The 24558-nt window shown below is 65.2% G+C and carries 22 protein-coding genes; 11 read left to right on the plus strand and 11 right to left on the minus strand.

Annotated elements, in window-relative coordinates:
* Positions 1 to 41: 41 nt before the first annotated feature.
* Positions 42 to 1157: an alanine dehydrogenase gene (gene ald, locus B5X78_RS14730; RefSeq protein WP_079725256.1), complete on the minus strand. Its 1116-nt coding sequence runs from the start codon at positions 1155 to 1157 to the stop codon at positions 42 to 44.
* A gap of 46 nt (positions 1158 to 1203) precedes the next feature.
* Positions 1204 to 2580 (minus strand): omega-aminotransferase AptA, encoded by a 1377-nt coding sequence (gene aptA, locus B5X78_RS14735; RefSeq protein ID WP_079725257.1) that lies wholly within the window; start codon positions 2578 to 2580, stop codon positions 1204 to 1206.
* Positions 2581 to 2700: 120 nt separating this feature from the next.
* On the opposite strand from aptA, the gene B5X78_RS14740 reads away from it, so the two are divergent.
* A complete protein-coding gene (locus B5X78_RS14740) occupies positions 2701 to 3261 on the plus strand; it encodes a cupin domain-containing protein (RefSeq protein WP_229730739.1) in 561 nt (186 codons plus the stop codon).
* Between the two features lie 87 nt (positions 3262 to 3348).
* Positions 3349 to 4848 (plus strand): aldehyde dehydrogenase, encoded by a 1500-nt coding sequence (locus B5X78_RS14745; RefSeq protein WP_079725259.1) that lies wholly within the window; start codon positions 3349 to 3351, stop codon positions 4846 to 4848.
* A 72-nt stretch (positions 4849 to 4920) separates the two neighbouring features.
* Here B5X78_RS14745 and B5X78_RS14750 read toward each other — a convergent pair whose 3' ends face one another.
* Entirely contained in the window at positions 4921 to 5892 is a 972-nt protein-coding gene (locus B5X78_RS14750; RefSeq protein WP_079725260.1) for a TolB-like translocation protein, read from the minus strand.
* Between the two features lie 257 nt (positions 5893 to 6149).
* Between B5X78_RS14750 and B5X78_RS14755 the strand changes: the two genes are divergently transcribed.
* From B5X78_RS14755 to B5X78_RS14765, 3 genes are all read left to right on the plus strand, one after another.
* The gene (locus B5X78_RS14755) at positions 6150 to 6662 is read left to right on the plus strand and encodes an HIT family protein (protein ID WP_079725261.1); all 513 of its coding nucleotides are present in this window, start codon (positions 6150 to 6152) and stop codon (positions 6660 to 6662) included.
* Positions 6663 to 6790: 128 nt separating this feature from the next.
* The gene (locus B5X78_RS14760) at positions 6791 to 7681 is read left to right on the plus strand and encodes a hypothetical protein (protein WP_217698679.1); all 891 of its coding nucleotides are present in this window, start codon (positions 6791 to 6793) and stop codon (positions 7679 to 7681) included.
* 85 nt (positions 7682 to 7766) lie between these two features.
* Positions 7767 to 8780: a hypothetical protein gene (locus tag B5X78_RS14765; RefSeq protein ID WP_139381580.1), complete on the plus strand. Its 1014-nt coding sequence runs from the start codon at positions 7767 to 7769 to the stop codon at positions 8778 to 8780.
* Positions 8781 to 8859: 79 nt separating this feature from the next.
* On the opposite strand, the gene mddA is transcribed toward B5X78_RS14765, so the two are convergent.
* The 5 genes from mddA to B5X78_RS14790 all read right to left on the minus strand — a co-directional run bounded on the left by mddA (position 8860) and on the right by B5X78_RS14790 (position 13392).
* On the minus strand, positions 8860 to 9594 hold the full coding sequence (mddA, locus tag B5X78_RS14770; protein ID WP_079725264.1) for a methanethiol S-methyltransferase: 735 nt from the start codon (positions 9592 to 9594) through the stop codon (positions 8860 to 8862).
* 16 nt (positions 9595 to 9610) lie between these two features.
* Complete coding sequence (locus tag B5X78_RS14775; RefSeq protein WP_079725265.1) at positions 9611 to 9883, minus strand: DUF4242 domain-containing protein; 273 nt, start codon at positions 9881 to 9883, stop codon at positions 9611 to 9613.
* Positions 9884 to 9946: 63 nt separating this feature from the next.
* Positions 9947 to 10312: a DUF4242 domain-containing protein gene (locus tag B5X78_RS14780; RefSeq protein ID WP_079725266.1), complete on the minus strand. Its 366-nt coding sequence runs from the start codon at positions 10310 to 10312 to the stop codon at positions 9947 to 9949.
* Between the two features lie 105 nt (positions 10313 to 10417).
* Positions 10418 to 13003 (minus strand): ATP-binding protein, encoded by a 2586-nt coding sequence (locus tag B5X78_RS14785; protein ID WP_079725267.1) that lies wholly within the window; start codon positions 13001 to 13003, stop codon positions 10418 to 10420.
* Between the two features lie 116 nt (positions 13004 to 13119).
* On the minus strand, positions 13120 to 13392 hold the full coding sequence (locus B5X78_RS14790; RefSeq protein WP_079725268.1) for a hypothetical protein: 273 nt from the start codon (positions 13390 to 13392) through the stop codon (positions 13120 to 13122).
* A 177-nt stretch (positions 13393 to 13569) separates the two neighbouring features.
* On the opposite strand from B5X78_RS14790, the gene B5X78_RS14795 reads away from it, so the two are divergent.
* Positions 13570 to 14853 (plus strand): MFS transporter, encoded by a 1284-nt coding sequence (locus B5X78_RS14795; RefSeq protein WP_079725269.1) that lies wholly within the window; start codon positions 13570 to 13572, stop codon positions 14851 to 14853.
* Positions 14854 to 14856: 3 nt separating this feature from the next.
* On the opposite strand, the gene B5X78_RS14800 is transcribed toward B5X78_RS14795, so the two are convergent.
* The 3 genes from B5X78_RS14800 to B5X78_RS14810 form a co-directional block, all read right to left on the minus strand.
* Positions 14857 to 15321, minus strand: coding sequence for a bacteriohemerythrin (locus tag B5X78_RS14800; protein WP_079725270.1), 465 nt, complete (start codon positions 15319 to 15321; stop codon positions 14857 to 14859).
* 123 nt (positions 15322 to 15444) lie between these two features.
* The gene (locus B5X78_RS14805) at positions 15445 to 16725 is read right to left on the minus strand and encodes an NAD(P)/FAD-dependent oxidoreductase (RefSeq protein WP_079725271.1); all 1281 of its coding nucleotides are present in this window, start codon (positions 16723 to 16725) and stop codon (positions 15445 to 15447) included.
* Positions 16726 to 16727: 2 nt separating this feature from the next.
* Entirely contained in the window at positions 16728 to 18122 is a 1395-nt protein-coding gene (locus tag B5X78_RS14810; RefSeq protein ID WP_079725272.1) for a glutamine synthetase family protein, read from the minus strand.
* 212 nt (positions 18123 to 18334) lie between these two features.
* Between B5X78_RS14810 and B5X78_RS14815 the strand changes: the two genes are divergently transcribed.
* The 5 genes from B5X78_RS14815 to B5X78_RS14835 all read left to right on the plus strand — a co-directional run bounded on the left by B5X78_RS14815 (position 18335) and on the right by B5X78_RS14835 (position 24486).
* Positions 18335 to 19153 (plus strand): gamma-glutamyl-gamma-aminobutyrate hydrolase family protein, encoded by an 819-nt coding sequence (locus B5X78_RS14815; protein WP_079725273.1) that lies wholly within the window; start codon positions 18335 to 18337, stop codon positions 19151 to 19153.
* A 47-nt stretch (positions 19154 to 19200) separates the two neighbouring features.
* A complete protein-coding gene (locus B5X78_RS14820) occupies positions 19201 to 20589 on the plus strand; it encodes a glutamine synthetase family protein (RefSeq protein WP_079725274.1) in 1389 nt (462 codons plus the stop codon).
* A gap of 110 nt (positions 20590 to 20699) precedes the next feature.
* Positions 20700 to 22064, plus strand: a complete 1365-nt coding sequence (locus tag B5X78_RS14825) for an aspartate aminotransferase family protein (protein WP_079725275.1) — start codon at positions 20700 to 20702, stop codon at positions 22062 to 22064.
* Positions 22065 to 22155: 91 nt separating this feature from the next.
* Positions 22156 to 23283: a polyamine ABC transporter substrate-binding protein gene (locus B5X78_RS14830; RefSeq protein ID WP_079725276.1), complete on the plus strand. Its 1128-nt coding sequence runs from the start codon at positions 22156 to 22158 to the stop codon at positions 23281 to 23283.
* A 66-nt stretch (positions 23284 to 23349) separates the two neighbouring features.
* Positions 23350 to 24486, plus strand: a complete 1137-nt coding sequence (locus B5X78_RS14835) for a polyamine ABC transporter substrate-binding protein (protein ID WP_079725277.1) — start codon at positions 23350 to 23352, stop codon at positions 24484 to 24486.
* The last annotated feature ends 72 nt before the right edge of the window (positions 24487 to 24558 follow it).

Consider the following 24558-nt stretch of genomic DNA (forward strand, 5'->3'; position numbering starts at 1 on the left):
TGAAAGCCCCTGGCATTCGCGCAGGGGCGGTGGTGCGGGAATCAACCCAGCGCTTGCGCTGCGGGAACGTAGGGGTAGCCAAGGTCTTCTGCGACGGCGCGGTACGTCACCTGGCCCGCATGCACATTCAGTCCATTGAGCAGATGCGGGTCGTCCAGCAGGGCGCGGCGTGCGCCCTTGTTGGCCAGCTGCACGGCAAACGGCAGGGTGGCGTTGGTCAGCGCGAAAGTGGACGTTCGCGCCACGCCGCCGGGCATGTTGGCCACGCAGTAGTGGATGATGCCGTCGACTTCGTAGGTGGGATTCTGGTGGGTGGTGGCCTTGCTGGTTTCGAAGCAGCCACCCTGATCAATGGCCACGTCCACCAGCACCGATCCCGCACGCATGGACTTGAGCTGCTCGCGCGAGACCAGCTTGGGCGCCGCCGCGCCGGGAATCAGCACCGCGCCGATCACCAGATCCGTGTAGGGCAGGCGCTCTTCAATCGCATCGCGGGTGGAGTAGATGGTGGTCAGGCGATCGCCGTACAGCTCGTCGATGTATTTGAGCCGGTCGATGGAGCGATCCAGGATGGTCACGTGTGCGCCCAGGCCCATCGCCATGCGTGCGGCATTCAGGCCGACCACGCCGCCGCCAATCACCAGCACTTCGGCTGGCTTCACGCCCGGCACGCCGCCGAGCAGGATGCCGGAGCCGCCCTGCGCCTTCTCCAGCGCATGCGCACCGGCCTGGATCGACATGCGGCCTGCCACTTCGCTCATCGGCGCCAGCAGCGGCAGACCGCCACGGCTGTCGGTGACGGTTTCGTAAGCGATGGCGGTAACGCCGGAAGCGAGCAGGGCGCGGGTCTGATCCGGGTCCGGTGCCAGGTGCAGGTAGGTGTAGAGCACCTGGCCGGAACGCAGCATCGCGCACTCGGCCGGCTGCGGTTCCTTGACCTTGATGATCATGTCGGCGCGGCGGAAGATTTCCTCCGCCGTGTCGACGATCTCCGCGCCTGCGCGCTTGTACTGATCGTCGGTCAGGCCAATGGCCTTGCCGCCATCCTTCTGCACCATCACCTGGTGGCCGTGCGAGACCAGTTCGCGCGCACCGGCCGGGGTCAGGCCGATGCGGTACTCGTGGTTCTTGATCTCCTTGGGAACGCCGATCAGCATGGTTCTCTCCGTTGCGGGTTGGGTGCGCGTGGGGAGCGCCGGGCGGTCAGGCAGTGGTGCGGATGATGTCGCTCAGGATGCCGAAGATCTGGTCGATGTGCTGGCGCTCCACAATCAATGGCGGCGACAGGGCAATCACGTCGCCGGTAACGCGGGTCAGCAGATTGCCTTCGTGGAAGGCGCGGGTGAACACCTCGTAGGCGCGCGTGCCGGGAGCGCCGGGCCGCGGCGCCAGTTCAATTGCGCCGACCAGGCCGAAGTTGCGGATGTCGATGACGTTGGGCAGCCCGCGCAGGCTGTGGATGGCGTCTTCCCAGTAATCGCCCAGCTCGATCGCGCGATCGAACAGGTTCTCTTCGGCGTAGGTATCCAGCGTCGCCAACGCGGCGGCGCAGGCCAGCGGATGGCCGGAGTAGGTGTAGCCGTGGAAGAGATCGATGGCGCCGTCCGGGCCATGGGTAAACGCATCGTGGATCTTCTCCGAGACAAACACCGCGCCCATCGGCACGCAGCCGTTGGTGATGCCCTTGGCGGCGGTGATGATGTCCGGGGTGACATTGAAGCGTTGCGAGCCAAACGCGTGGCCGACGCGGCCGAAGCCGGTGATCACTTCATCGAAGATCAGCAGGATGCCGTACTTGTCGCAGATTTCGCGGATGCGGCGCAGGTAGCCGTCCGGCGGAATCACCACACCGGCCGAACCGGAGATGGGTTCGATGATCACCGCCGCAATCGTGGAGGCATCATGCAGCGCGACCATGCGTTCCAGATCCTCGGCCAGCTCGATGCCTGACGGCGGCAGGCCGCGCGAGAACGCATTGCGCTCCAGATCCAGCGTATGCCGCAGGTGGTCCACGCCCGGCAACAACGGACCGAACCACTTGCGGTTGTTGGGCAGGCCACCGACCGAGATGCCGCCGAAGCCGACGCCGTGGTAGCCCTTCTCGCGGCCAATCAGGCGGGTGCGCTGGCCTTCGCCGCGCGCGCGGTGGTAGGCCAGGGCGATCTTCAAGGCCGAGTCGACCGACTCGGATCCGGAGTTGGTATAGAACACATGATTGAGATCGCCGGGCGTCAGTTCGGCCAGGCGCTCGGCCAGCACGAACGGCAGCGGCGAACTCATCGAAAAATTGGGGGCGAAGTCCAGTGTCTCGATCTGCTGCTTCACCGCTTCCACGATGCGCGGACGCGCATGGCCGGCATTGCAGCACCACAGCCCGGCGGTGCCATCGAGCACCTCGCGGCCATCGACCGAGCGGTAATGCATGCCCGAGGCGCTGGCCAGCAGACGCGGCGCGGCCTTGAACTGCTTGTTGGCGGTGAAGGGCATCCAGAAGGCCTTCATCGAATCCGGCGCCGCCTGGGCTTGGGCGCTGTAATGCTCGGCCAGGGCGCGGGAGGAGGGAGAGGCGTCTGCGCTCATGGCGACTCCGGTTGGCGGGGGTGGGGGCAGCTTACCTCGTTGAATAAACTTTACAACCGGCGCGACAGGGCTATCAATGCCGCTGCCTCGGTGTAAAGTATCCGCAACATTCGCAGCGGTATGCCTATCGGGATGGACATCGGCGCGCGCCTGCAACTGGTCCGGAAATCCAAGCAACTGAGCCAGCGCGAGCTGGCCAAGCGGGTCGGGGTGACCAACAGCACCATTTCCCTGATCGAGCAGAACAAGGTCAGCCCCTCGGTCAGCTCGCTGAAGAAGGTGCTGGACGGGATTCCGATCTCGCTGGCCGACTTCTTCACCCTGGATCTGGATGTCGGCCTGCCCGACAACCCGTTCTACCCGGCGGCGGATCAACCGGACGTGGGCAGCAATGGCGTCCACTATTTCCTGGTCGGCCAGCACCGCCCGCAACGGCAGATGTGCATCCTGCGCGAAGTGATGCCGCCCGGCACCGACACCGGTGAGACCATGCTGCGCCACGACGGCGAGGAAGGCGGCGTGATCATCGCCGGCCATGTCGAGGTGACGGTGGGCGAGCAGATGCGCGTGCTCGGCCCCGGCGAGGCGTACTACTTTGAAAGCCGGGTGCCACACAGGTTCCGCAATATCGGCGACATCGACGCGGTGATAGTCAGCGCCAACACGCCGGCCACGTTCTGAAGATTCCTTCCCCCGCTTGCGGGGGAAGTCCCCCGAAGGGGGGATGGGGGCAACCCCGCCATGCCCAATCAAGTGGAGTCCACACCGATGAACGCCCCCCGCACCTTCGACGACTGGCAAGTCCACGCCGCCATGCTGGACTTCCGCAGCCAGGCCTTCATCGACGGCCAGTACGTCGACGCCGCCAGCGGCAAGACCTTCGATTGCATCAGTCCGATTGACGGCAAGGTGCTGGCGCAGGTGGCCGAAGGCAGCAGCGAAGACATCGACCGCGCCGTCGCCGCCGCCCGCCGCAGCTTCGAAGACGGTCGCTGGGCCAGCGCCAAGCCGACCCACCGCAAGAAGGTGCTGCTGAAGTTCGCCGCCTTGATTGAACAGCATGCCGACGAACTGGCCCTGCTCGAAGCCCTGGACATGGGCAAGCCGGTCAGTGACGCGCGCAATGTCGACGTCGCCGCGACGATTCGCTGCGTCAGCTGGACCGGCGAAGCGCTGGACAAAATCTACGGTGAAGTGGCCTCCACCGGCCCGGACGAACTGGGCCTGGTCACCCGTGAGCCGCTGGGCGTGATTGGCGCGATCGTGCCGTGGAATTTCCCGATGCTGATGGCGGCGTGGAAGTTCGCCCCGGCCTTGGCGATGGGCAACTCGGTGGTGCTCAAGCCATCGGAAAAATCGCCGCTCAGCGCCATCCGCCTGGCGGAGCTGGCGCTCCAGGCCGGCATCCCGGCCGGCGTGTTCAACGTGGTGCCCGGCTTCGGCAAGGAAGCCGGCGAGCCGTTGGCCCTGCATATGGATGTGGACGGGCTGGTGTTCACCGGCTCGACCGCGGTCGGCAAGCGCCTGCTGCAATGCGCCGGCCTGTCGAACATGAAACGCGCCTACATGGAATGCGGTGGCAAGAGCCCCAACCTGGTCTTCGCCGACGCGCCGGATTTGGCCGCCGCCGCCGAAGCCGCCGCCAGCGGCATCTTCTACAACCAGGGCGAAGTCTGCACCGCCGCCTCGCGCCTGCTGGTGGAGCGATCGATCAAGGAGGAATTCGTCGCCCGCGTGGTGGAAGCCGGCCGCCGCATGCAGCCGCGCCATCCGCTAGACCCCGGAGCACCGATGGGCGCGATGGTCGATGAAGGCCAGACCCAACGCGTGCTCGGTTACATCGAAAAGGGCGTGGCCGAAGGCGCGCAACTGGTGCTGGGTGGCAAGCGCGCCGACACCGTCAGCGGCGGCTGCTATATCGAGCCGACCGTGTTCGACGGCGTGGCCCACGAGCACACCATCTCGCGCGAAGAGATCTTCGGACCGGTGCTGTCAGTGATCGCCTTCGACAATGAAGAGCAGGCACTGCGCATGGCCAACGACACCGAATACGGCCTGGCCGCCGGCGTCTGGACCCGCGACATCAGCCGCGCCCACCGCGTCGCCCGCAAACTGCGCGCCGGCAGCGTCTGGGTGAACTACTGGGACGGCGGCGACATGACCGCGCCGTTTGGTGGTTACAAGCAGTCGGGCAACGGACGCGACAAGTCGCTGCATGCGTTTGACAAATACACGGAGATCAAGGCGACCTGGATCAACTTGGGGTGAGGGCGTGCTTCGCGAGCGCGGCCTCGCCCGGTGTTGCAAGAAGAGCAACGATCGTTGCCTTGTGAGCAACATCTACAGCGCGACCCGATACAACCCCCCACCAAAATGCACGTACCAGACACCCTGCAGGTACGCGCTGCCGGTGCCTTCCGCATACGGTGCGACGAGAACCGGGGTGGCGCCGGGTCGGGCCAGGTACAGATAGCCCTTGCTCACGTACATCACCTGTCCGCTCCACGCGGCCAGGATGTAGGCGTCGACGCCTGCCGGCGACACGGTCGTCACCTGGCCCGAGGGCGAGCGCTGATAGATCCGCCGGTAGGAGGTGCCCGTGGGCACGGCAGGGCGGGTGAAGGCGACCCAGCCATTGCTGGGAAAGTAATCGAGGTGCGGGCTGAAATAGTCCGAGCTGGTATCGCGCAGCACCACTTCGCCCAGCGTGTCGTTGTACATGACGATTCGCCAGCTCGAGTCCGTGACCTGCTTGCGGTAGACCACATTGATGCCATCGGTCAGCGGATTGAAGTGGTGCGACCCGTCATTGGTCAGCTGCACGGTCTGCCCGTTGCGGTAGCGGAATATGTTGTAGGGCGCGGGTCCCTCGCTAAACACCACTTCGCCCGAGTCGGTGACATCGGCCGTGTCGATCACCTTGCCGCTGCCGATCAAGGTGTCCTTGTAGTCCTGCACGTCGCGCAGGTTCAGATAGCGGCCCGGGCGCCAGGTCGGCCAGATGACGTAGCGTTTGTTGTTGGGACTGACGAACATGCCGCGCGGCGTGCCGTCATTCCATATGGGCGCTGTGCCGCCGTTCCACTCATAGACGGAGTTCTCATCGTCTTCGGTGACGCCGTAGACGATGCCGCGCGCGGTGAGCTTTTCGTAGCCGGGCGTATGGCCGGTCTGGTCAGGCACGGTGCGCAGGCTGCCGGTCACGCGGTTGTAGACCCGCAATACCGGCCGCCCATCCTCGACCACGAAAAACAGGATGCGCTGCGAGGTCACGTCGGTGATGGTGCCGTCCACCCCCGTGACGTACTCCAAGTGCGCCGCCTTGCTGGGGAAGGCAGTGGCCGCAGCCAGAACACAGAGGACGAGAGCGAAACCACGGGCCTTGCGATGAGCGGCGACAGTTTGCATGACGGACTCGGCGGCAGCGTGTAATGGAAGCCGAGCGTGTGTGCGCATTTGTGAAACCCACGTCAACCTTCTCCGGGAAGACCGCCTGCGAGGGATAACGTAAGATCCCGCTGGCGGCCTCAACGTGTAGAACGCGCGAAAGCAGCCACCTCGGAGGACAGATGATTCAACTTCCCACCAGAGATCCTTGTGACCTGTGCGAAGTGACCGCGCGCGAGGAGACCTGGAAGGTCATCGAAGTGGGCGAACACACCCTGACGATCATCAACCCCTGGCAGTTCGAAGTGGGCCAGTGCTGCGTCATTAGTCGCCGGCATGTGGCGACGCTGCTGGATCTTTCCGATGACGAATGCAGGGCCATCATGATCGCGGCCAAGCGCGTCGCCGAAGCATTGGTGAAGTCCTACCAGCCACTGGGCATCCTGACCTTCCAGAACAACGGCGTGTACAGCGGGCAGGAAACGCCGCACTTCCACTTCCACGTGGTGCCGCGGCAGCAGGGCAGTGACTGGGGGATTGGACCACCGCAGCTGGCGACGTTTGAGGGTGCGGGGCGGGAGCGCGGGACGACGCACGATGCGGGTGGCGATGCGCAGCGGCGCGAGCGGGTCAGAGCTTCGGTCGAGCAGATGACTGAAAGGGTTGAGTTGATTCGATCACACCTGCCGGGATAGCCAGATATTTTCATTTAGCTGGGAAGGAACCCTCTATGTCACAGCATCACAAGAATTCGCGATCCAGCAGCTCGCCGCCATACCTTTGGCAGCCTGGTGTCGGCCCCGATACCCGCTGCCTCGAGACGATGCGCGATCATTTCCGACGCCCGGCTGAGCCGATGGGCGAAGCCTGGTTCATGGCCGATAGGCGGCGGGTGTTCGATGACCTGCGTGGAAATCTCGATGATTGCTCGCTCGAGCAACTGACCCGGCCGCTGGGGGAGATCGCGTCAGGAAACAGCTGCTTTGGCCCGATGCAGGAGTGGACGCTCTGGTATCGCTACCTGTTGGCGCAGCTCATCCCCCGCCATGCGGAACGATCCTACGAGAGCCTGTTCCAGCACTTGGTCGCCGCGTTCATTGCCGTGCATCCTCGTGGCATTGAAGGGGGGTATGCGGGGTTTGCGGATGACGCGATGCAGACGTTGGGCCGGTGCCTCATGGATCCTTCGCGCTGGAAAGGCGATCAGCTGGCAGTACCGGCGCCTGAGGATCCTTTCGCCGGCGGAAGAGATGCTGCCTTCGAGTGGCATGTGGCCTGCGGAGATTCTTCTGCGGCCATGTTCCTGTGCGCGAAGTACCTGCCTGAGGACGACCTCGACAGCTGGCTCGGCTCAGTCTTCGCCATACGCTGCCCGAAATGGACTACGCAGATCTACTGCTGGCTGCTGGACGCTTACCCGTTGCTCTCGGGACGGGTCCTGGAGTTGGCCAAGCTGGTAACCGACGCGCAATCCGAAGTTGTCTGGCATGGCGCGCTCGTGCTGCAGGGAGACTACTCCGGCATCTACACGCCCGACCGTCAGCCTCTTCCCCTGTTGTCGCCATCGCGTTGTGACGCCGTGCTTGCGGCGGCGAAGAGACATGTGTCGGAAGCCAGCTACTTCGCCTGGCTGGATGGGATCAAGCAGTACGCGTACCTGGAGACTTCGCTAGGTGACAAGCCGATTCGTTTCGCAGAGCTGCTTGCGATGTAGGGGCGCGGCTTCGGGGAATCGCTGGAACCGTTGAAACGATGCATCAGGAAGTGCTTGCAGTTCAACCAACTCAGGGGGAGTCGCGATGAAAGCCTTGTTGCTCGCAGTTTGCACCGCCGTGCTCGTCTGTCTTGCCGGCACTGGCCATGCGCAAGACGCAAAACGGGTTGCCTACACGGATATCCGAGTTGCACAGTTCCGTCCCGGTAGCCACATATCGAGTGACCACCCCTGGACGAACGTGCCCATTGCCGAGCAATGCCGCGCTGCGCCACCCGGAACACCCACCACCTCGACGCCGCCGGTGGCGCCTCTGGTGGCCGCTGTCGGCGGCATCATCATCACCTGGCTGTTCGAACGCGCGGTAGGTGCCGTCAGCAAGCGGGCGAAGGAGGCGATCAAGAAGTACACGGCCACCTCCGCCAATGAACCGGTCTACGCCAACATGCTCGATGGGCGCTTGTGGAAGGACGGCGAGTCCTGTGTCCTGATGCAGCGCGTCCATTGCAGCGCCCCAGCGGCTGATGTTGAAGCCGGGCGCGCGCGGTGCCTGGATGGCAAGGTGGGATTGACCCTGGGCCTGCGGCTGAAACAGCAAGCCGACTACCTGCGCGTGCTGCCGTATGCCGAGGAACTTGCCGGGCTGCAGCCAGGCAAGCCGGCACATGACGGCGGCGATGTCTCGCTCGCCGCGACTTTCAGGATCGAGGCCTTTGGCCGCAATGCCGACGGTTCCGGCACGCCGTGGAAATCTCCTGACCTGGTGGTCGCTTCGATCGACTGCGACACCCCCGGTGACCGCGAGCGGCGCAAGAGTCGCAAAGATGCCAAGGACGTGGACACATTCCGCGCGGTGACCACGACCTGTGCCAAGGATCACCTGCAGGGCCTGAGCTGGGAAGACAGGTGGAAGTACGCCCACCTGGTCCTGCCGAATCCGCCGGCGACAGAGCAGGCGTTTGTCTTCACGCTCGCCGAGGTGGGCAAGCCATCGCGTGGTCTGAAGTATCTTGATGAGTTCCTGGATGCCTCTGGGTCGGACGTGTCCGCCGCCTTGAGCGAGGCATTGCAGAAAAAGGTCAAGTTGAAGGAAGAGTAGGGTGCTGCCGAAGCGCGGCCCTGCCTTGCACAGGGCCGCGCAGACGGGCGTTTGACGGGTAGCGTTGCTTGCTGACGATCTAGCGACGCTTGATGCCCGGCACCAGCATCGGCACCGTCCGCTGATACTCCCGATACGCCTCCCCATGCGCGGCCACCAGGTCGCGCTCCTCGAGGAACTTCACCGCCACGAAGATGTAGCCGGTGACCACGCCTGAAAACAGCAGATGCCCCAGCGTCATGGACGGCGTGGCCCAGAACGCAATCAGGAAGCCCAGCATCAACGGATGGCGCACAATCCGGTACATGGCGCGAAGTACGAAGGGTTCATCCTTGGCCTCGCGCCCACGCACGAACAGCCACACCTGGCGCAAGCCGAACAGTTCGAAGTGGTTGATGGTGAACGAACTGGTCAGCACCATCAGCCAGCCGAGCAGGGAGACGGCCATCAGCGACCATTCCGCCCAGCCGGGCTGTAGCTGCCAGACCACCTGCGGCAGCGGACGCCATTGCCAGAACAGCAGCAGCAACACCAGGCTGCTGACCAACACGAAGGTGCTGCGTTCAATCGCCTGCGGTACGAAGCGCGTCCACCAGCGCTTGAACGCGGGTCGCGCCATGCCGCTGTGCTGCACGGCAAACAGGGTCAGCAGGGCGAGGTCCACCGCCAACGCGGCCAGCAGCGACGCGCTGGCCCCGTTGTCGATGTGCTTGGGCACGCCCACGCCCGCAACGAAGGCCATGGCATACAGGAACGTGGCCAGGAATATCGCGTAGCTCGCGCTGCCATAAAGCAGGGTCAGTAAGCGGGACATGATCGTGGCCTCGGCGTCAGCGGTAGAAGTAGGGCGCCAGCACGTTCACCTGGGTGATGCGCTCCAGCGGCAGGTTGTTGTCGCCGGCCGCGCGGCGGATGGCTTCGGGATCGGGACCGTCGTAGACGCAGAAGGTGCTGGACTTGTCCGTGCTCACGTAGGAGTGCACCCAGGTGACGCCTTCCTTGGCATTGGTGGCGACCACGCCCAGGCAGGCGCGGGCGCCGACTTCGTTCATGGGGATGTTGAGGCCGGTGGGGAATTTGCGTTCGATGATGTAACGGGGCATGGGAATGTCTCCGGAGAAAATGTCGGAAGGTGGCGCGACCTTGCGGTCGCGCACCGGGTCGGCTCAGTGGGATTCGAGGGTGACGGGGACTTCGGTGATGGTGTCGACCGGCAGGTGGTTGGCCTTGGCGGCCAGGCGGATTGCTTCTTCGGTCGGGCCTTCGTAGATGCAGAAGGTCTTGGTCTTGTCGCCATTGGCGAAGGACATCAGCCACTTCACGCCGAAACGGGCGTTGGTCTGGTTGACCTGGGCCTTGGCATCGGCGTCCAGGCCGTCCAGCGCGCCGGCGGGGAAGCTGCGCTCGATGACGTAGCGGTGGGTGGCGTTGGCCGCCAGGGTGGAAGCGCTGGCGATGGCCAGGCCGCCCAGGGCGGCGGCGCACAGGGCGGCGCAGGCCAATGCGCGCAGGGGATTGATGGAGATGTTCATGAGGGATTTCCGTAGTGGTCACAGCGGATTGCTGTGCCGAAAAGGTTACGGAGACCCCTTCTGCGCCGCGTCGGCGGCTTTGCCCAGATTGGGCGCGGCCGCTACCTATTTTCTGGCGACGATGCCCAGCGCCAGCGCGGCGGCCATGGCTTCGGTGCGGGTGGCCACGCCCAGCTTGGCGAAGACAGCGGCGACGTGGTGATCCACCGTGCGCACCGAGCGTGAAAGGCGTTCGGCAATCTGCGCGTTGCGCAGGCCACCGCACAACAGCTGCAGGATTTCGATCTCGCGCGCGGTCAGACCGTGCGGATTGGCCTGGGTCGACGCACGCTGTCCGCGCGGCACGCCACGCGCGCCGGATTCGCGCAGTTCGCGGCGCAGGCGCGCGACCATGGGGCTGGCGCCCAGACCCTCGAAAATCTGCAGCGCGCTGCGTTGAGCTTCCTCATCGCCTTCGGCCAGCGCGCGGGCCTGCTCATACGGACAGCCCAAGGCCCGCCATACCTCGGCAGCTTCACGCCACTGGCCGGCCAGCTGCAAGGCATAGGGTGCAGCGCGTACGGAAGGTTCGTCGTCGATCGGGGTCTGACCCACGTAGTACGAAATCTCGCCGTTCAACCAGCGGTGGTAGCGGGATCGGGAATGGGTCGATACCAGTGAGGCGGTGGCTTCGATGGCGCGCGCATCATCGCCCTTGAGCCAGGCCGCCTCGACCTGCGCGGCCACCACTGGCGCAATGCGCAGGAAGGACTGTGTGGGCAAGGCAAGCGCCAGCACTTCTTCGAGCAGGGGCAGGGTATCCGGGTCGCCGCGTCGAACCCGCACATGCGCCAGCACGGTGAGCGCCATGATGCGGCTGATGGGCGCCAGGTGCGGCGTGCGCAGCAGATGGGTCGCCTGGCTCGCCGCCAGTTCCCACTCGCCCATGGCGAAGCGGGCGGTGGCCTGCATGCCGGCCAGGTAGCCGGTCCACGCGTCCAGATCGCGCGCTTCGCAGTACGCCAGGCCGCGTTCGAGCCAGTCCTGCGCGGCGGCGAAGCGTTTGCACATCACCGCGTCCCAGCACAGGTTCACGTAGGCGCGCGCGGCATGCTCCTCGAAATCGTTGGCCAGGGAATCCTGCAGGCTCCTTTCCAATGCGATGGCGCCCGCCTCGTCGTCGCCATCGAGCTGTGCGGTGCCGATGTTGTTCAGCGCATGGACTTCAATCGCCTTGTCACCCAGCTCGCGCGCCAATGCCAGAGCGCGATGGCCCCAGTCGACCGCCTCGCTGCTGGTCCCCTGCAACATGTGTAGTTGTGCGCGATTGCTGTAGGCCATGGCCAGTTCGCGACCCGGTGGCAGCTCGGCGAGCAGTTCGACGGCTACATCGGCATACGCCTGCGCCGGCGCGGTCTGGCCGTTGTACCAGCTCAGGCGCGAGAGCCAGCGGGTGGCATCGCCTTGCTTGCGCCCGTCGCCCAGCTGGCGCCAGAGCGCGCACGCGGCCTGGCGTGCCTGCAGCGATTCGGCAATCTGGTCGGTCAGGTAGGATTCGTAGGACAGGCGTTCCAGCAACTCGGCGCGGTCCGATTCCGGTTGCTGCCCGGCATGCTCCAGCGCCGTGCGCAAGTGCGCCGCCGCTTCTCGATGTGCGCCGCGTCGCTGGGCTTCCTCTGCCGCCGCGGGCGCCAAGCGCAGCACGGCCTCGCCATTGCCGGCACGCGCCGCATGATGCACGCGCCAGGCCAGCGGCGCGCGGGTTTCGGACTCCTGTTCCAAGGCGGCGAGTACGCGCGCGTGCAACTTCTGCGCGCGCGGGCCGGACAGCGAACGTTCCACCGCCACGCGTGCCAGCTCATGCCGGTACGCGAGCACGCCCTGGCGTTCGATCAGCAGGCCCGCGTCCAGGCATTCCTCGATGGCGCTGACCGACGGCGCAAGCACGGCGTCCATCAGCCAGCCCTGGATATGCCGGGGCACGATGGCGGTCAGCTGCGCCACCTCCTGCGCTGACGGGCCCAGTTTGGCGAAGCGCGCCAGCACCAGATCTTCCACGCCGTGCGGCACGACTTCCGTTCCCCGTTGCAGCATTTCACTGACAAAGAACGGGTTGCCCTGGGTGACTTCGTACAGGCCCTCGTGCGCGTGCAGAGCGCCTTGCGCCATGGCTTCCACTGCGTGCAGGCTCAGGCGCGGCAGTTGCATGCGGGTGGCGCAGGCGCGCGGCAGATCGCCCATCATCTTGCGCAGCGGATGCTGCGCGGAGATCTCGTCATCGCGATAGGTCACCACCAGCAGGCAGGACACGGCCTGCAGGCGCCGGCCGAGGAACCTGAGCAGATCCAGCGTCGCCTCGTCGGCCCAATGCGCGTCTTCGACCACGAACAGGGTCGGCGCGGCCTGCAGCTCGGCGAGCACGGCTTCGAAGAGCGGCATGCGCGCCAGCGTGTCGATGCGCGCACCAAAGCTGACCGGCTGGTTGCGCACGATGTCGTGCAGCGGCGCCAGCGGATGCGGCGTCTGCAAGGCATCGCAGCCACCCCACCACAGCGCCATGCCGCCGCGTTGCTGTGCCAGCGCGGTGACCAGGCTGGTCTTGCCGATGCCGGCCTCGCCACCGATCAGCACGACGCTGCCGGTCCCGCCTTGTGCGCCTTCAAGCAGGCGCTGCAGGGACGCAAGCTGGGTTTCGCGTTCGAACAGGTTCAAGGTGTGGCGTCCGCGTCGACGGGCCGGAGGATCCGGCGGGAGCTTCCCAATGCGTCAACAACAACGCACAGCGGCGGCGGCCCCGGACACGCGCGGAGACGTCTGCACGCCACGCGTCAGTCTTCTCCAAACTCCTTGCCATTGCGCGGCGCCTCCGGCAACTGCGCATCCAGCGATTGCCGATAGCGGATGCAGCCACGCAGGAACTGCGGCCACTCGGGCACGCTCGGACGCGGATCGGATTTCTCCGGCAGCAAGGCCCACAGATCCGGATGGTGCCAACACAGCTCATGGCCGCTGCTGTCACGATGCACGCGGATGCCGGCGCGCAGGCGCTGGACTTCGACGATCAGTTGATCGCGGGTGAGGCTTTGCAGGTCTTCGTCCACGGGGGCGCTCCTGGTCCGGCGGGCGGGCGCCATGCTAGCGCTTGTGCGGTGGGGGCGGAGTCAATCCATCGCGTCCGTTGCACGGGGCTGGATTGCGGGGATCGCGTGGCGGGCGGGCCCCTAGCTTCGGGGCTGAAGCCCCTCCTACAATCGGGCGGTCAGCTGCCGAAGGTCCTTATGCCCGCCACTGCCCTGGATTCGCCCAAGCCGCTCAATTCGCCCGGACGCGTGCTGTTCGCCAGCCTGATTGGCACCACCATCGAGTTCTTCGATTTCTACATCTACGCCACGGCGGCGGTGCTGGTGTTTCCGCACCTGTTCTTCCCGGAAGGCAATGACCAGGTCGCCACGCTGCAATCGCTGGCCACCTTTGCGCTGGCGTTCTTCGCCCGCCCGGTGGGCTCGGCGGTGTTTGGCCACTACGGCGATCGCATCGGCCGCAAGGCCACGCTGGTGGCGGCGTTGCTGACCATGGGTCTGTCGACGGTAGCCATTGGCCTGCTGCCGACCTACGCGCAGATCGGGATTGCCGCGCCCATCCTGCTGGCGGTGTGCCGGTTCGGCCAGGGCCTGGGCTTGGGCGGCGAGTGGGGTGGGGCGGTGCTGTTGGCGACCGAGAACGCGCCGCCGGGCAAGCGCGCCTGGTACGGGATGTTTCCCCAGTTGGGGGCGCCGATTGGCTATCTGTGTGCCAGCGGCATTTTCCTGCTGCTGGCCGAACTGCTCAGCGATGCGCAGTTCCTGGCCTGGGGCTGGCGCATTCCGTTCGTGGCCAGCGCGGTGTTGGTGATCGTCGGATTGTGGGTGCGCCTGACCATCACCGAGACGCCGGCCTTCCAGAAAACCCTGGAGCGCGAAGAGCGCGTGCGCATGCCGATGATCAGCGTGATCACCCAACATCCGCGTGCGCTGATCGCCGGCACCTTCGCGGCCATGGCCACGTTCGTGCTGTTTTACCTGATGACGGTGTTCTCGCTCAGTTGGGGCACCAGCCAACTGGGTTACTCGCGCCAGGAATTCCTGCTGCTGCAGATGATCGGCGTGCTGTTCTTCGCCGCCGGCATTCCGATATCGGCGCTGTATGCGGACAAGCGTGGGCGCCGCCGCGCGATGATCATCGCCAGCCTGGCGATCATCGGCTTCGGACTGGTGCTGGCGCCGCTGTTCGGTTCCGGCAGCACCGCCGGCGTGATCGTGTTCCTGGCGCTGGGCCTGGGCATCATGGGCCTGACTTACGGACCCTGCGGCACGATTCTTTCGGAAATGTTTCCGACCGAAGTGCGCTACACCGGCGCGTCGCTGTCTTTCAATCTGGCCGGCATCTTCGGCGCCTCGCTGGCGCCGTTGCTGGCCACGCATCTGGCCTCGCACTACGGCCTGGCCTCGGTAGGCGGTTACCTCAGTGTCGCGGCGGTGCTGACCCTGCTGGCGCTGCTGTGGATGCCGCCACCCCAGCAGTAGGTTTCAGCCGCCAAACAGGCGGTGCACCGTGCGTCGCAACCAGCCCCCTTGCTGGTGCTCGCGGGCAAACACATTGAGGTGCCGCCTGACCGCCTCCGAGTAGGCCTTGTCGTCGTTGCGGATGTGGTTGAACAGCCAGCGCGACAACATGCTGCGCAGCTCGTCGACGATGTCCTCGCCGGCCTCGAAGCGCAGACGGTATTCGCCCACGCGCTTGGTGAAGACCTCATGCACGCGCTTGTGCGCGGCGCTGAAGGGATAGCCGGCTTCCTTCATCAGCTCTTCTTCGAAAGCGAAATGCGAGAGGGTGTAGTCGATCAACTCGTCAATGACCTCGGCTACGGCCATGCGCTCCATCATCTTGTTGCTGACGTGCAGGCGATTGATCATCTCGACGATGCGCTGGTGCTGCGTATCGATGATGTCGATGCCCGTGTTGAGATCGTCCTGCCAGATGAGCAGCGCCATGGTGAATCCCTCCCGCGCCGCGTGGTGGGCGCGCGAGGCCAATCTAGGGGGCGGGGGGAACTGTCACATTGATCGCGATCAATACGCGCCGGGAAGGAGGGTGCGACCGGTTGCCTCAGGCGATCACCACAACACGTCGCGCAGCTTGTACCAGGCCATTGCCGCGACCAGCATCGGTGTGCGCAGCAGGCGGCCGCCGGGGAAGGGCCGATGCGGAATGCGGGCGTAGGCATCCAGCCGCTCGGCCTGGCCGCGAATCGCCTGCGCGATCACCTGGCCGGCCAGGCCAGTAGACGCCACGCCATGGCCGCTGAAGCCTTGGGCGAAGTACACGTTAGGTTCCAGCCGGCCCCAGTGCGGGGCGCGGTTGAGCGAGATGTCGACGTAACCACCCCACACATATTCAATGGCGACATCGGCCAGCTGCGGAAACACCCGTCGCATGCGCCGGCTCATGGTGCCGCGCAGGTTGGGCGGCGGCAGGGTGGAATAGCTGGCGCGACCGCCGAACAGCAGGCGGTGATCGCGGCTGAGGCGGAAGTAATCCAGCGCCCAGTTCACGTCGGCCACCGCCATGTCGTTGCGGATCAGGTCGCGTGCGCGTTGCTCGCCCAGCGGCGTGGTCGCGCCGATGTAGGTGCCGACCGGCATGATCCGCGATTCCAGCTCCGGTGCGATGCCGTGCAGCCAGGCATTGCCGGCCAGCACCACATAGTCCGCCTTCACCTGCGCCTGCGCGGTATGCAGCACCGCACGCGCACCGCGTTGCAGGCGCGTCACCGGCGAATGTTCGTGGATCACCACGCCCGCGGCGAGTGCGGCGCGGGCCAGACCGAAGGCGTAGTCAAGCGGATGCAGATGGCCGGACTGCGGATCGAATACCGCGCCCAGATAGCGATCACTGGCCAGTTGCGCGCGCAGTTGATCGCGGTCCCACCACGCCATCGGGTAGTCGTACTGCTGCTGCATGTGCGCCTGCCACTGGCGCAGCTGGCGTTCCTGGCGCGGCTTGATCGGCACGCTGGCATGGCCGTCGCGCCAGTCGCATTCAATGGCGTGGCGCTGGATGCGGTCGCGCAGCAGCTGCATGCCCTCGCGCGACCAGTCGAACAGCCGGCGCGCATCGTCGCGGCCGACCAGCTGTTCCAGCGTGTCCACTTCGCAGCCGTAACCGACGATGGCCTGGCCGCCGTTGCGTCCCGACGCGCCCCAGCCGATCCGCTCGGCTTCCAACAGCACGACCTTGAAACCGGCTTCGGCCAGTTCCAGCGCCGCACTCAGGCCGGTGTAGCCGGCGCCGAGGATCGCCACGTCGGCCTGGATGTCGCCGCGTGCCGGCGCCTGTTCCGGCAGCGGCGAGGCGCTGGCGGCGTACCAACTGGGCGGGTAGGGGGAAGCGGCCATGCTTACACCGCGCGCAGGTACCAGTCGTATTCCAGGTTGCTCACCTCGGCATAGAAGCTGTGCATCTCCTTGAGCTTCTGCTGGCCGTAGATGTGCTGGAACCTGGCGCCGAACTGCGTTCGGATGAAATCGCTGGCGAGGAAGTCGCGGATCGCCTCGCGCCAGAACGGCGTGCGGTTCTCGGTTTGTTCGTAGGCGTTGCCGGTAATCGGCGGACCGGGATCGCGCTGTTGTTCCAGCCCTTCCAGCATGCCGGCCAGCACCGCGGCGGTGACCAGGTAGATGTTGGCGTCGGCACCGGCGATGCGATGCTCGATGCGGGTATTGGCCTCGTTGCTGTGCGGAATGCGCATGGCCACGGTGCGGTTGTTGTAGCCCCAGCATTCGTTCAACGGCACGAACGCGTTGAGCACGAAGCGCCGGTAGCTGTTGGCATGCGGGGCGAACAGCAGCAGGCAGTCGCTGGCGTTGTGCTGCAGGCCGCCGATGGCGTGCTTGAGCGCCTCGGCCGGCGCATCCACTGGCGAAGCAAAAATATTCTTCCCTTCGCGATCCAGCACGCTGACATGGATATGCATGCCGCTGCCGGCCTGGTCGACCCGCGGCTTGGCCATGAAGCTGGCCATCGCGCCCTGTTGCTGCGCCACCGCCTTGATCGCGCGCTTCAGATACACCGCGTCATCGCAGGCCTGCAGGGCGTCATCGCGGTGCTTGAGGTTGACCTCGAACTGGCCGGGCGCGTACTCGGCTACCGCGGTGTCGGCGGGAATCTTCTGCGCGCGGCAGGCGGCTGCCACTGCGTCGGTGAAACCGCGGTAGTCGTTGAGGTCTTCCATGTAATAGACCTGCGTGCTGCGGTTGCGCACGCCAGTCACCGGATTGATCGTGGCCTCGGGGCGGCCGTCGCTGTCGGGGCGCTGGTCGAACAGATAGAACTCCAGTTCCACCGCCACCACCGGGGTCAGTCCGCGCTCGGCATAGCGGGCCAGCACGCGCCGCAACACTTCGCGCGGGTTGGCTTCGAACATGCCGCCGTCGGCGTCTTCCATCGCCAGCAACACCTGCGCCATCGGCCGCGGCGACCACGGCACCGCGCGCAGCGATCCGGGCACGGGCCGGCAGATGCGATCCTCGTCGCCGATGTCGTAACCCAGGCCGGTTTCTTCCACCGTGTTGCCGGTGATGTCGGTGGCGATCAGCGACATCGGCAGGCACACGCCGTCGCTGTAGACCTTTTCCAGCGCATCGCGGGTGATGCGCTTGCCGCGCAGCAGGCCATTCATGTCGGGCAGCAGCAGGTCGACCATTTCGCAGCCGTCGATGGCCTGCACGGTGGCCGCGTCTTCAACGGGAATCGCGGCAACGGCGGCAGTGTCGGCGGTCGGGCTGGGGCGCATGATGGGCTTCCGGGGAGGGCCGGCGGCAGCTTATCAGAGCCGGGCCAGTGTCAAGAATACTCAACGAAGTTGGGCCCATCCGGCAAGCCCGTCGCCTGATAACGGTGCATTTGTGCACCCGGGCGGGGCGTGCGCCGGATCACTGCAGGCTCGTGTTGTAAAAATAAAACGGCCGGGTTAAGTTGGCCGCACGTCCTCCCGAGTCCCCTCGCATGGCCAGCCTGCCGCTGGTCGGACTGCCGACCGATCACAAACAAATCGGCGCGCACCCCTTCCTTGCCGTGGGGGAGAAGTACGTCCGCGCCGTGGTCGACGGCGCCGGCGCGATGCCCCTGCTGCTGCCCACGCTGGAACCGGCGCTGCCGCTGCGCCAGTTCCTCGAAGGCGTGGACGGCGTGCTGCTGACCGGTTCGGTGAGCAATATCGAGCCGCATCATTACAGCGACGAGTCCAGTTACGAAGGCAACCTGCTGGACCCGCGCCGCGACGCCACCAACTTGGCGCTGATTCCGCTGGCGGTGGAGCTGGGCGTGCCGGTGCTGGCGATCTGCCGCGGCTTCCAGGAGGTCAACGTGGCCTTTGGCGGCAGCCTGTATCAGAAGGTGCATGAGCAGCCGGGGTTGATGGATCACCGCGAGCGCCCGGAGGATCCGCTGGATATCCAGTACGGCCTCGCCCACGACCTGGCGCTGACGCCCGGTGGCCTGCTCGCCGGCATGGCGGGAACGACGTCGGTGCGGGTCAACTCGCTGCATGGCCAGGGCGTGAAGCGCCTGGGCCGCGATCTGATTGTCGAGGCCACCGCACCGGATGGCTTGATCGAAGCCTTCCGCCACGATGGCCCGGGTTTCCTGCTCGGCGTGCAGTGGCATCCGGAATGGAAGGTGCGCGAGAACGCGTTCTACCTGGCGATCTTCGAAGCGTTCGGCGCCGCCTGCCGCGCGCGCATGCAGATGCGCCAGTTTGTCCCTCGGCAACCGGGCACGGGAACGGAACAGCGGCTGGAACCGGATCGTCCTCCTCCACAGTGAGGGCGTTGCGAGTTTCCGCCATACCTTTCCGACCTCCCGAGCCGACCATGACCCAGCCCCGACGAAAACCGAGCAAAGCCAAGACCGCGCAGACCGAAGAACACGCCCTGCGCCGCTGGCTCAAAGAACGCCGCATCACCGAAGTCGAATGCCTGGTGCCGGACATCACCGGCAATGCGCGCGGCAAGATCATCCCCGCCGACAAGTTCTCGCATGACTACGGCACGCGCCTGCCGGAAGGCATCTTCGCCACCACCGTCACCGGCGACTATCCGGACGACTATTACGATCTGACCTCGCCGTCGGACTCGGACATGATGCTGCGGCCGGATCCCGACACCGTGCGGATGGTGCCCTGGGCCACCGATCCCACCGCGCAGATCATCCACGACTGCTACACCAAGGCCGGCCAGCCGCACGAGCTGGCGCCGCGCAACGTGCTGCGCCGGGTGCTGGCCGAGTACGAGGCCATGGGCCTGCGCCCGGTGGTGGCGCCGGAGCTGGAATTCTTCCTGGTGCAGAAGAACACCGACCCGGATTTCCCCTTGCTGCCGCCGGCCGGTCGCTCCGGGCGTCCGGAAACCGCGCGCCAGTCGTACTCCATCGATGCGGTCAACGAGTTCGATCCGATCCTGGATCTGATGTACGACTACTGCGAGGCGATGGAGCTGGACGTGGATACCTTGATCCACGAATCCGGCGCCGCCCAGCTGGAAGTCAATTTCACCCACGCCGATGCGCTGTCGCTGGCCGATCAGGTGTTCCTGTTCAAGCGCACCATGCGCGAGGCGGCGATGCGCCATGGCATCTACGCCACCTTCCTGGCCAAGCCGATGGAGAACGAGCCCGGCAGCGCCATGCATATCCACCAGAGCGTGGTGGACAGGAAGGGTCACAACGTCTTCGCCGGCAAGACCGATGGCAAGTTCACGCCCATCTTCGGCCACTACCTGGCCGGCTTGCAGAAGTACGTGCCGATGGCGATGGCGTTCTTCGCGCCCAACGTGAATTCCTACCGCCGGCTGATGTTCGGCGAGGTCTCGCCCAGCAACGTGCAGTGGGGTTTCGACAATCGCACCTGCGGCCTGCGCGTGCCGATGGACACGCCGGAAAACCAGCGTGTGGAAAGCCGCTTTGCCGGTTCCGATGCCAATCCTTACCTGGCCATGGCCGCCACCCTGGCCTGTGGCCTGCTGGGCATCCGCGAAAAGCTGAAGCCCACCGCGCCGATTTCCGGCAGCGCCAAGGAAACCGGCTACGACCTGCCGCGTTCGCTCGGCGAGGCGTTGGATGGCCTGGAAGGCTGCGCGCCGCTGCAGGACATGCTCGGCCCGCGCTTCGTCCGCGCCTACGTGTCGGTCAAGCGCAAGGAATATGAAACCTTCTTCCGCGTGATCAGTTCGTGGGAGCGGGAATTCTTGTTGTTGAACGTCTGAAGCAAGAGTTGGGCGCAAGCGGACGGATGACCGGCCGGCTTGCCCCCATCCGCCCTTCGGGCACCTTCCCCCGCAAGCGGGAGAAGGGGACTTACGCATCGAGGAATGTCATGACCCAGCTTGATTACAAAACCCTGCAGAAACTCGACGCCGAGTACCACCTGCATCCGTTCAACGACAACGCGGCGCTGGCCAAAAAGGGCACGCGCATCCTCACCCGCGGCGAGGGTTGCTACGTGTGGGATGCCGAGGGCAACCAGTTGCTCGATGCCTTCGCCGGCCTGTGGTGCGTCAACATTGGCTATGGCCGCAAGGAACTGGGCGAGGCGGCGTCGAAGCAGATGACCCAGCTGGCCTACTACAACAGCTTCTTCCAGTGCACCACCGAGCCGACCATCGAACTGGCGGCCAAGCTGGCCGAGCTGGCGCCGGCCGACATCAACCATTCGTTCTTCGTCAATTCCGGTTCCGAGGCCAACGACACCATCCTGCGCATGGTCCGCCACTTCTGGGCGGTGCAGGACCAGCCGCAGAAGAACATCTTCATCGGTCGCCATGACGGTTACCACGGCACCACCATGGCCGGGGCCAGCCTGGGTGGCATGAAGGGCATGCACAAGCAGGGCGGGCTGCCGATTCCGGACATCCACCATATCGATCCGCCGTTCTGGTTCGCCGATGGCGGTGATCTGTCCGAAGACGAGTACGGCCTGCTGGCCGCGCGCCGGCTGGAAGCGAAAATCCTGGAACTGGGCCCGGAGCGGGTGGCGGCCTTCATCGGCGAGCCGATCATGGGCGCGATCGGCGTCTACATCCCGCCGCGCAGCTACTGGCCCGAGATCGAACGCATCTGCCGGCAGTACGACGTGCTGCTGGTGGCCGACGAAGTCATCTGCGGCTTCGGCCGCACCGGCCAGTGGTTCGGCTCGCAGTATTTCGGTTTCACCCCCGACATCATGACCGTGGCCAAGGGCATCACCTCCGGTTACATCCCGCTCGGCGCGGCGATGTTCAACGACCGCGTGGCCACCGTGCTGAAAGAGCAGGGCGGGGAACTGGCGCACGGCGCCACCTACTCCGGCCACCCGGTCTGCGCGGCGGTGGCGCTGGAGAACATCCGCATCCTGCAGGAAGAGAAAATCGTCGAGCGCGCCAACAGCGAAGTCGCGCCGTACCTGGCGCAGCGCTGGGCCGAGCTGGGCGAGCATCGCCTGGTCGGGCAGGCGCGCATCGCCGGCATGGTCGGCGCGCTGGAACTGGTGCCGGACAAGCGTAAGCGCGCGTTCTTCCCCGAGCGCGGCACGGTCGGGCCGGTATGTCGCGACTTCGCGCTCAAGCACGGGCTGATCCTGCGCGCGACTTGGGATGCGATGTTGCTGTCGCCGCCGCTGATCATCAGCAAGGCACAGGTGGACGAGTTGTTCGACAAGACCTGGAAGGCGCTGGAGGAAACCGCCGGAGCCCTGGGCCTGTGACCACCACGCGGATCAGCCTGCGACGGGCTTCCCGGATTCACATCGGGGCGTATCATGATGCCTATCCCCCTTCGGTTTCAGGAGAAACCCCATGAAGCTTCGAACCCTGGCGGTTGTGATGGCAGCGTGCACCGTGGCGGCCTGCGGCGGCGGCGGCAAGGAAGACAAGGCGGCGGCGCCGAAACAGTCGGCCGAGAAAGTCGTCAATGTCTACAACTGGTCCGACTACATCGCCGAAGACACCATTCCCAACTTCACCCAGGCCACCGGCATCAAGGTGACCTACGATGTGTTCGACAGCGACGAGATGGTGGAAACCAAGTTGCTGACCGGTTCGACCGGCTACGACGTGGTGGTGCCCTCGTTGAGCTTCCTGGGCCGGCAGATCCAGGCGGGCGTGTTCCTGCCGCTGGACAAGTCCAAGCTGCCCAACCTGAAGAACGTGGATCCGGAACTGCTCAAGCGCATCGCGCTGCAGGATCCGGGCAACCAGTTCGCCGTGCCGTACCTGTGGGGCACCAGCGGCATCGGCTACAACGTGGACAAGATCACCGCCGTGTTCGGCAACACCGACGTCACCCAGAGCTGGGACCTGGTGTTCAAGCCGGAGAACCTGTCCAAGCTCAAGGACTGCGGCGTGACCGTGCTGGACACGCCCTCGGAACTGATCCCGATTGCGCTGAACTACCTGGGCGAAGACCCGCACAGCTTCGATCCCAAGGTGATCGACAAGGCCGCTACGCTGCTCAAGACCATCCGGCCCTACATCCGCAACTTCCATTCCTCGTCCTACATCCAGGACCTGGCCAACGGCGACATCTGCCTGGTGGTGGGCTGGTCGGGCGACATCATCCAGGCCCGCGATCGCGCTGCCGAAGCCGACAACAAGGTGAAGGTGGCGTACTCCATTCCCAAGGAAGGCGCGCCGCAGTGGTTCGACATGATGGCCATCCCCAAGGATGCCCAGCACGTGGACAACGCCTACGCCTTCATCAACTACATGCTGGATCCGAAGGTGGCCGCGGCCAACACCAACTTCGTGACCTATCCCAACGCCATCCCCAGCTCCAAGCCGATGGTCGACCCGGAAATCGCCAACGATCCCACCATCTATCCGCCGCCGGAAGTGGACGCCAAGTTGTTCACCTTCGCGGTGCTGCCGCCGGAAATCGATCGCCAGTACACCCGCATCTGGACGGAGTTGAAGACCGGTAAATAAGCGCGAAACGCTACAACGGATTAGATCGCACACCTCATCACTGTCGTATCACCTGGAGAGAGATTGATGAAACTGCGTACCCTGGCAACCGCCGTCTTCCTCTGTAGCGTCGCCACCGCCTGCGGTGGCAAATCCGACGCGGACAAACCTGCCGACGGCGCCGCAAGCGCCGACGGTTCCAAGGAGGTCAACGTCTACAACTGGTCGGACTACATCGCCGACGACACCGTGCCCAACTTCGAAAAGAAGACCGGCATCAAGGTCACCTACGATGTGTTCGACAGCAACGAAGTGGTGGAAACCAAACTGCTGGCCGGCTCCAGCGGCTATGACATCGTGGTGCCGACCCTGAACTTTCTGGGCCGGCAAATCCAGGCCGGGGTGTTCATGCCGCTGGACAAGAGCAGGATTCCCAACTACGCCAATCTCGATCCCGAGCTGATGAAGCGGATCGAGACCCAGGATCCGGGCAACCAGTACGCCATTCCCTACATGTGGGGCACCACCGGCATCGGCTACAACATCGACAAGGTTCAGGCGGCGTTCGGCAACACCGAAATCGCCAACAGCCTGGACATCGTGTTCAAGCCGGAGAACATCGCCAAGCTCAAGGACTGCGGCGTGACCCTGCTGGACACGCCCTCGGAAATCATCCCGCTGACCCTGAACTACCTGGGCGAGAATCCCAACAGCACCGACCCCAAGGTGATCGACAAGGCGGCCGCGCTGCTCAAGTCCATTCGCCCGTACATCACCAACTTCCACTCCTCGCAGTACATCGACGCCATGGCCAATGGCGACACCTGCCTGGTGGTGGGCTGGTCGGGCGACATCATCCAGGCCCGTGATCGCGCCGAAGAGTCCGACAACGGCGTCAAGATCGCCTATGCCATTCCCAAGGAAGGCGCGCCGCAGTGGTTCGACATGCTGGCCATCCCCAAGGATGCCAAGCACGTGGACAACGCCTATGCCTTCATCAACTACCTGCTGGATCCGCAGGTGATGGCCAACAACTCCAACTTCATCCATTACCCCAACGCCATTCCCAAGGCCAAGGCGCTGATGGAGAAGGCGATCGTCGAGGATCCCACCGTGTATCCGCCGCCGGAAGTGGCCGCGAAACTGTTCCCGCTGGCCATCGTGCCACCGGAAACCGATCGCCAGTACACGCGTATCTGGACCGAGCTCAAGACGGGCAAGTGATCCACCTGCAGCGGGAGCGGCCGATGCCGCTCCCGCTGCGCATTCCCACCCCATTGCCAACCCACCTCGCAG

The organism is Pseudoxanthomonas indica, from assembly GCF_900167565.1.
GTDB lineage: Bacteria > Pseudomonadota > Gammaproteobacteria > Xanthomonadales > Xanthomonadaceae > Pseudoxanthomonas_A > Pseudoxanthomonas_A indica.

Coding starts and splice junctions, on each gene's coding strand:
- B5X78_RS14805 (WP_079725271.1), bottom strand. CDS start 16,725: ATGGCCGCTTCCCCCTACCCGCCCAGTTGGTACGCCGCCAGCGCCTCG.
- B5X78_RS14800 (WP_079725270.1), bottom strand. CDS start 15,321: ATGGCGCTGCTCATCTGGCAGGACGATCTCAACACGGGCATCGACATC.
- aptA (WP_079725257.1), bottom strand. CDS start 2,580: ATGAGCGCAGACGCCTCTCCCTCCTCCCGCGCCCTGGCCGAGCATTAC.
- B5X78_RS14780 (WP_079725266.1), bottom strand. CDS start 10,312: ATGAACATCTCCATCAATCCCCTGCGCGCATTGGCCTGCGCCGCCCTG.
- B5X78_RS14815 (WP_079725273.1), top strand. CDS start 18,335: ATGGCCAGCCTGCCGCTGGTCGGACTGCCGACCGATCACAAACAAATC.
- mddA (WP_079725264.1), bottom strand. CDS start 9,594: ATGTCCCGCTTACTGACCCTGCTTTATGGCAGCGCGAGCTACGCGATA.
- B5X78_RS14835 (WP_079725277.1), top strand. CDS start 23,350: ATGAAACTGCGTACCCTGGCAACCGCCGTCTTCCTCTGTAGCGTCGCC.
- B5X78_RS14820 (WP_079725274.1), top strand. CDS start 19,201: ATGACCCAGCCCCGACGAAAACCGAGCAAAGCCAAGACCGCGCAGACC.
- B5X78_RS14760 (WP_217698679.1), top strand. CDS start 6,791: ATGCGCGATCATTTCCGACGCCCGGCTGAGCCGATGGGCGAAGCCTGG.
- B5X78_RS14755 (WP_079725261.1), top strand. CDS start 6,150: ATGATTCAACTTCCCACCAGAGATCCTTGTGACCTGTGCGAAGTGACC.
- B5X78_RS14825 (WP_079725275.1), top strand. CDS start 20,700: ATGACCCAGCTTGATTACAAAACCCTGCAGAAACTCGACGCCGAGTAC.
- B5X78_RS14795 (WP_079725269.1), top strand. CDS start 13,570: ATGCCCGCCACTGCCCTGGATTCGCCCAAGCCGCTCAATTCGCCCGGA.
- B5X78_RS14810 (WP_079725272.1), bottom strand. CDS start 18,122: ATGCGCCCCAGCCCGACCGCCGACACTGCCGCCGTTGCCGCGATTCCC.
- B5X78_RS14830 (WP_079725276.1), top strand. CDS start 22,156: ATGAAGCTTCGAACCCTGGCGGTTGTGATGGCAGCGTGCACCGTGGCG.
- ald (WP_079725256.1), bottom strand. CDS start 1,157: ATGCTGATCGGCGTTCCCAAGGAGATCAAGAACCACGAGTACCGCATC.
- B5X78_RS14740 (WP_229730739.1), top strand. CDS start 2,701: ATGCCTATCGGGATGGACATCGGCGCGCGCCTGCAACTGGTCCGGAAA.
- B5X78_RS14775 (WP_079725265.1), bottom strand. CDS start 9,883: ATGCCCCGTTACATCATCGAACGCAAATTCCCCACCGGCCTCAACATC.
- B5X78_RS14765 (WP_139381580.1), top strand. CDS start 7,767: ATGAAAGCCTTGTTGCTCGCAGTTTGCACCGCCGTGCTCGTCTGTCTT.
- B5X78_RS14745 (WP_079725259.1), top strand. CDS start 3,349: ATGAACGCCCCCCGCACCTTCGACGACTGGCAAGTCCACGCCGCCATG.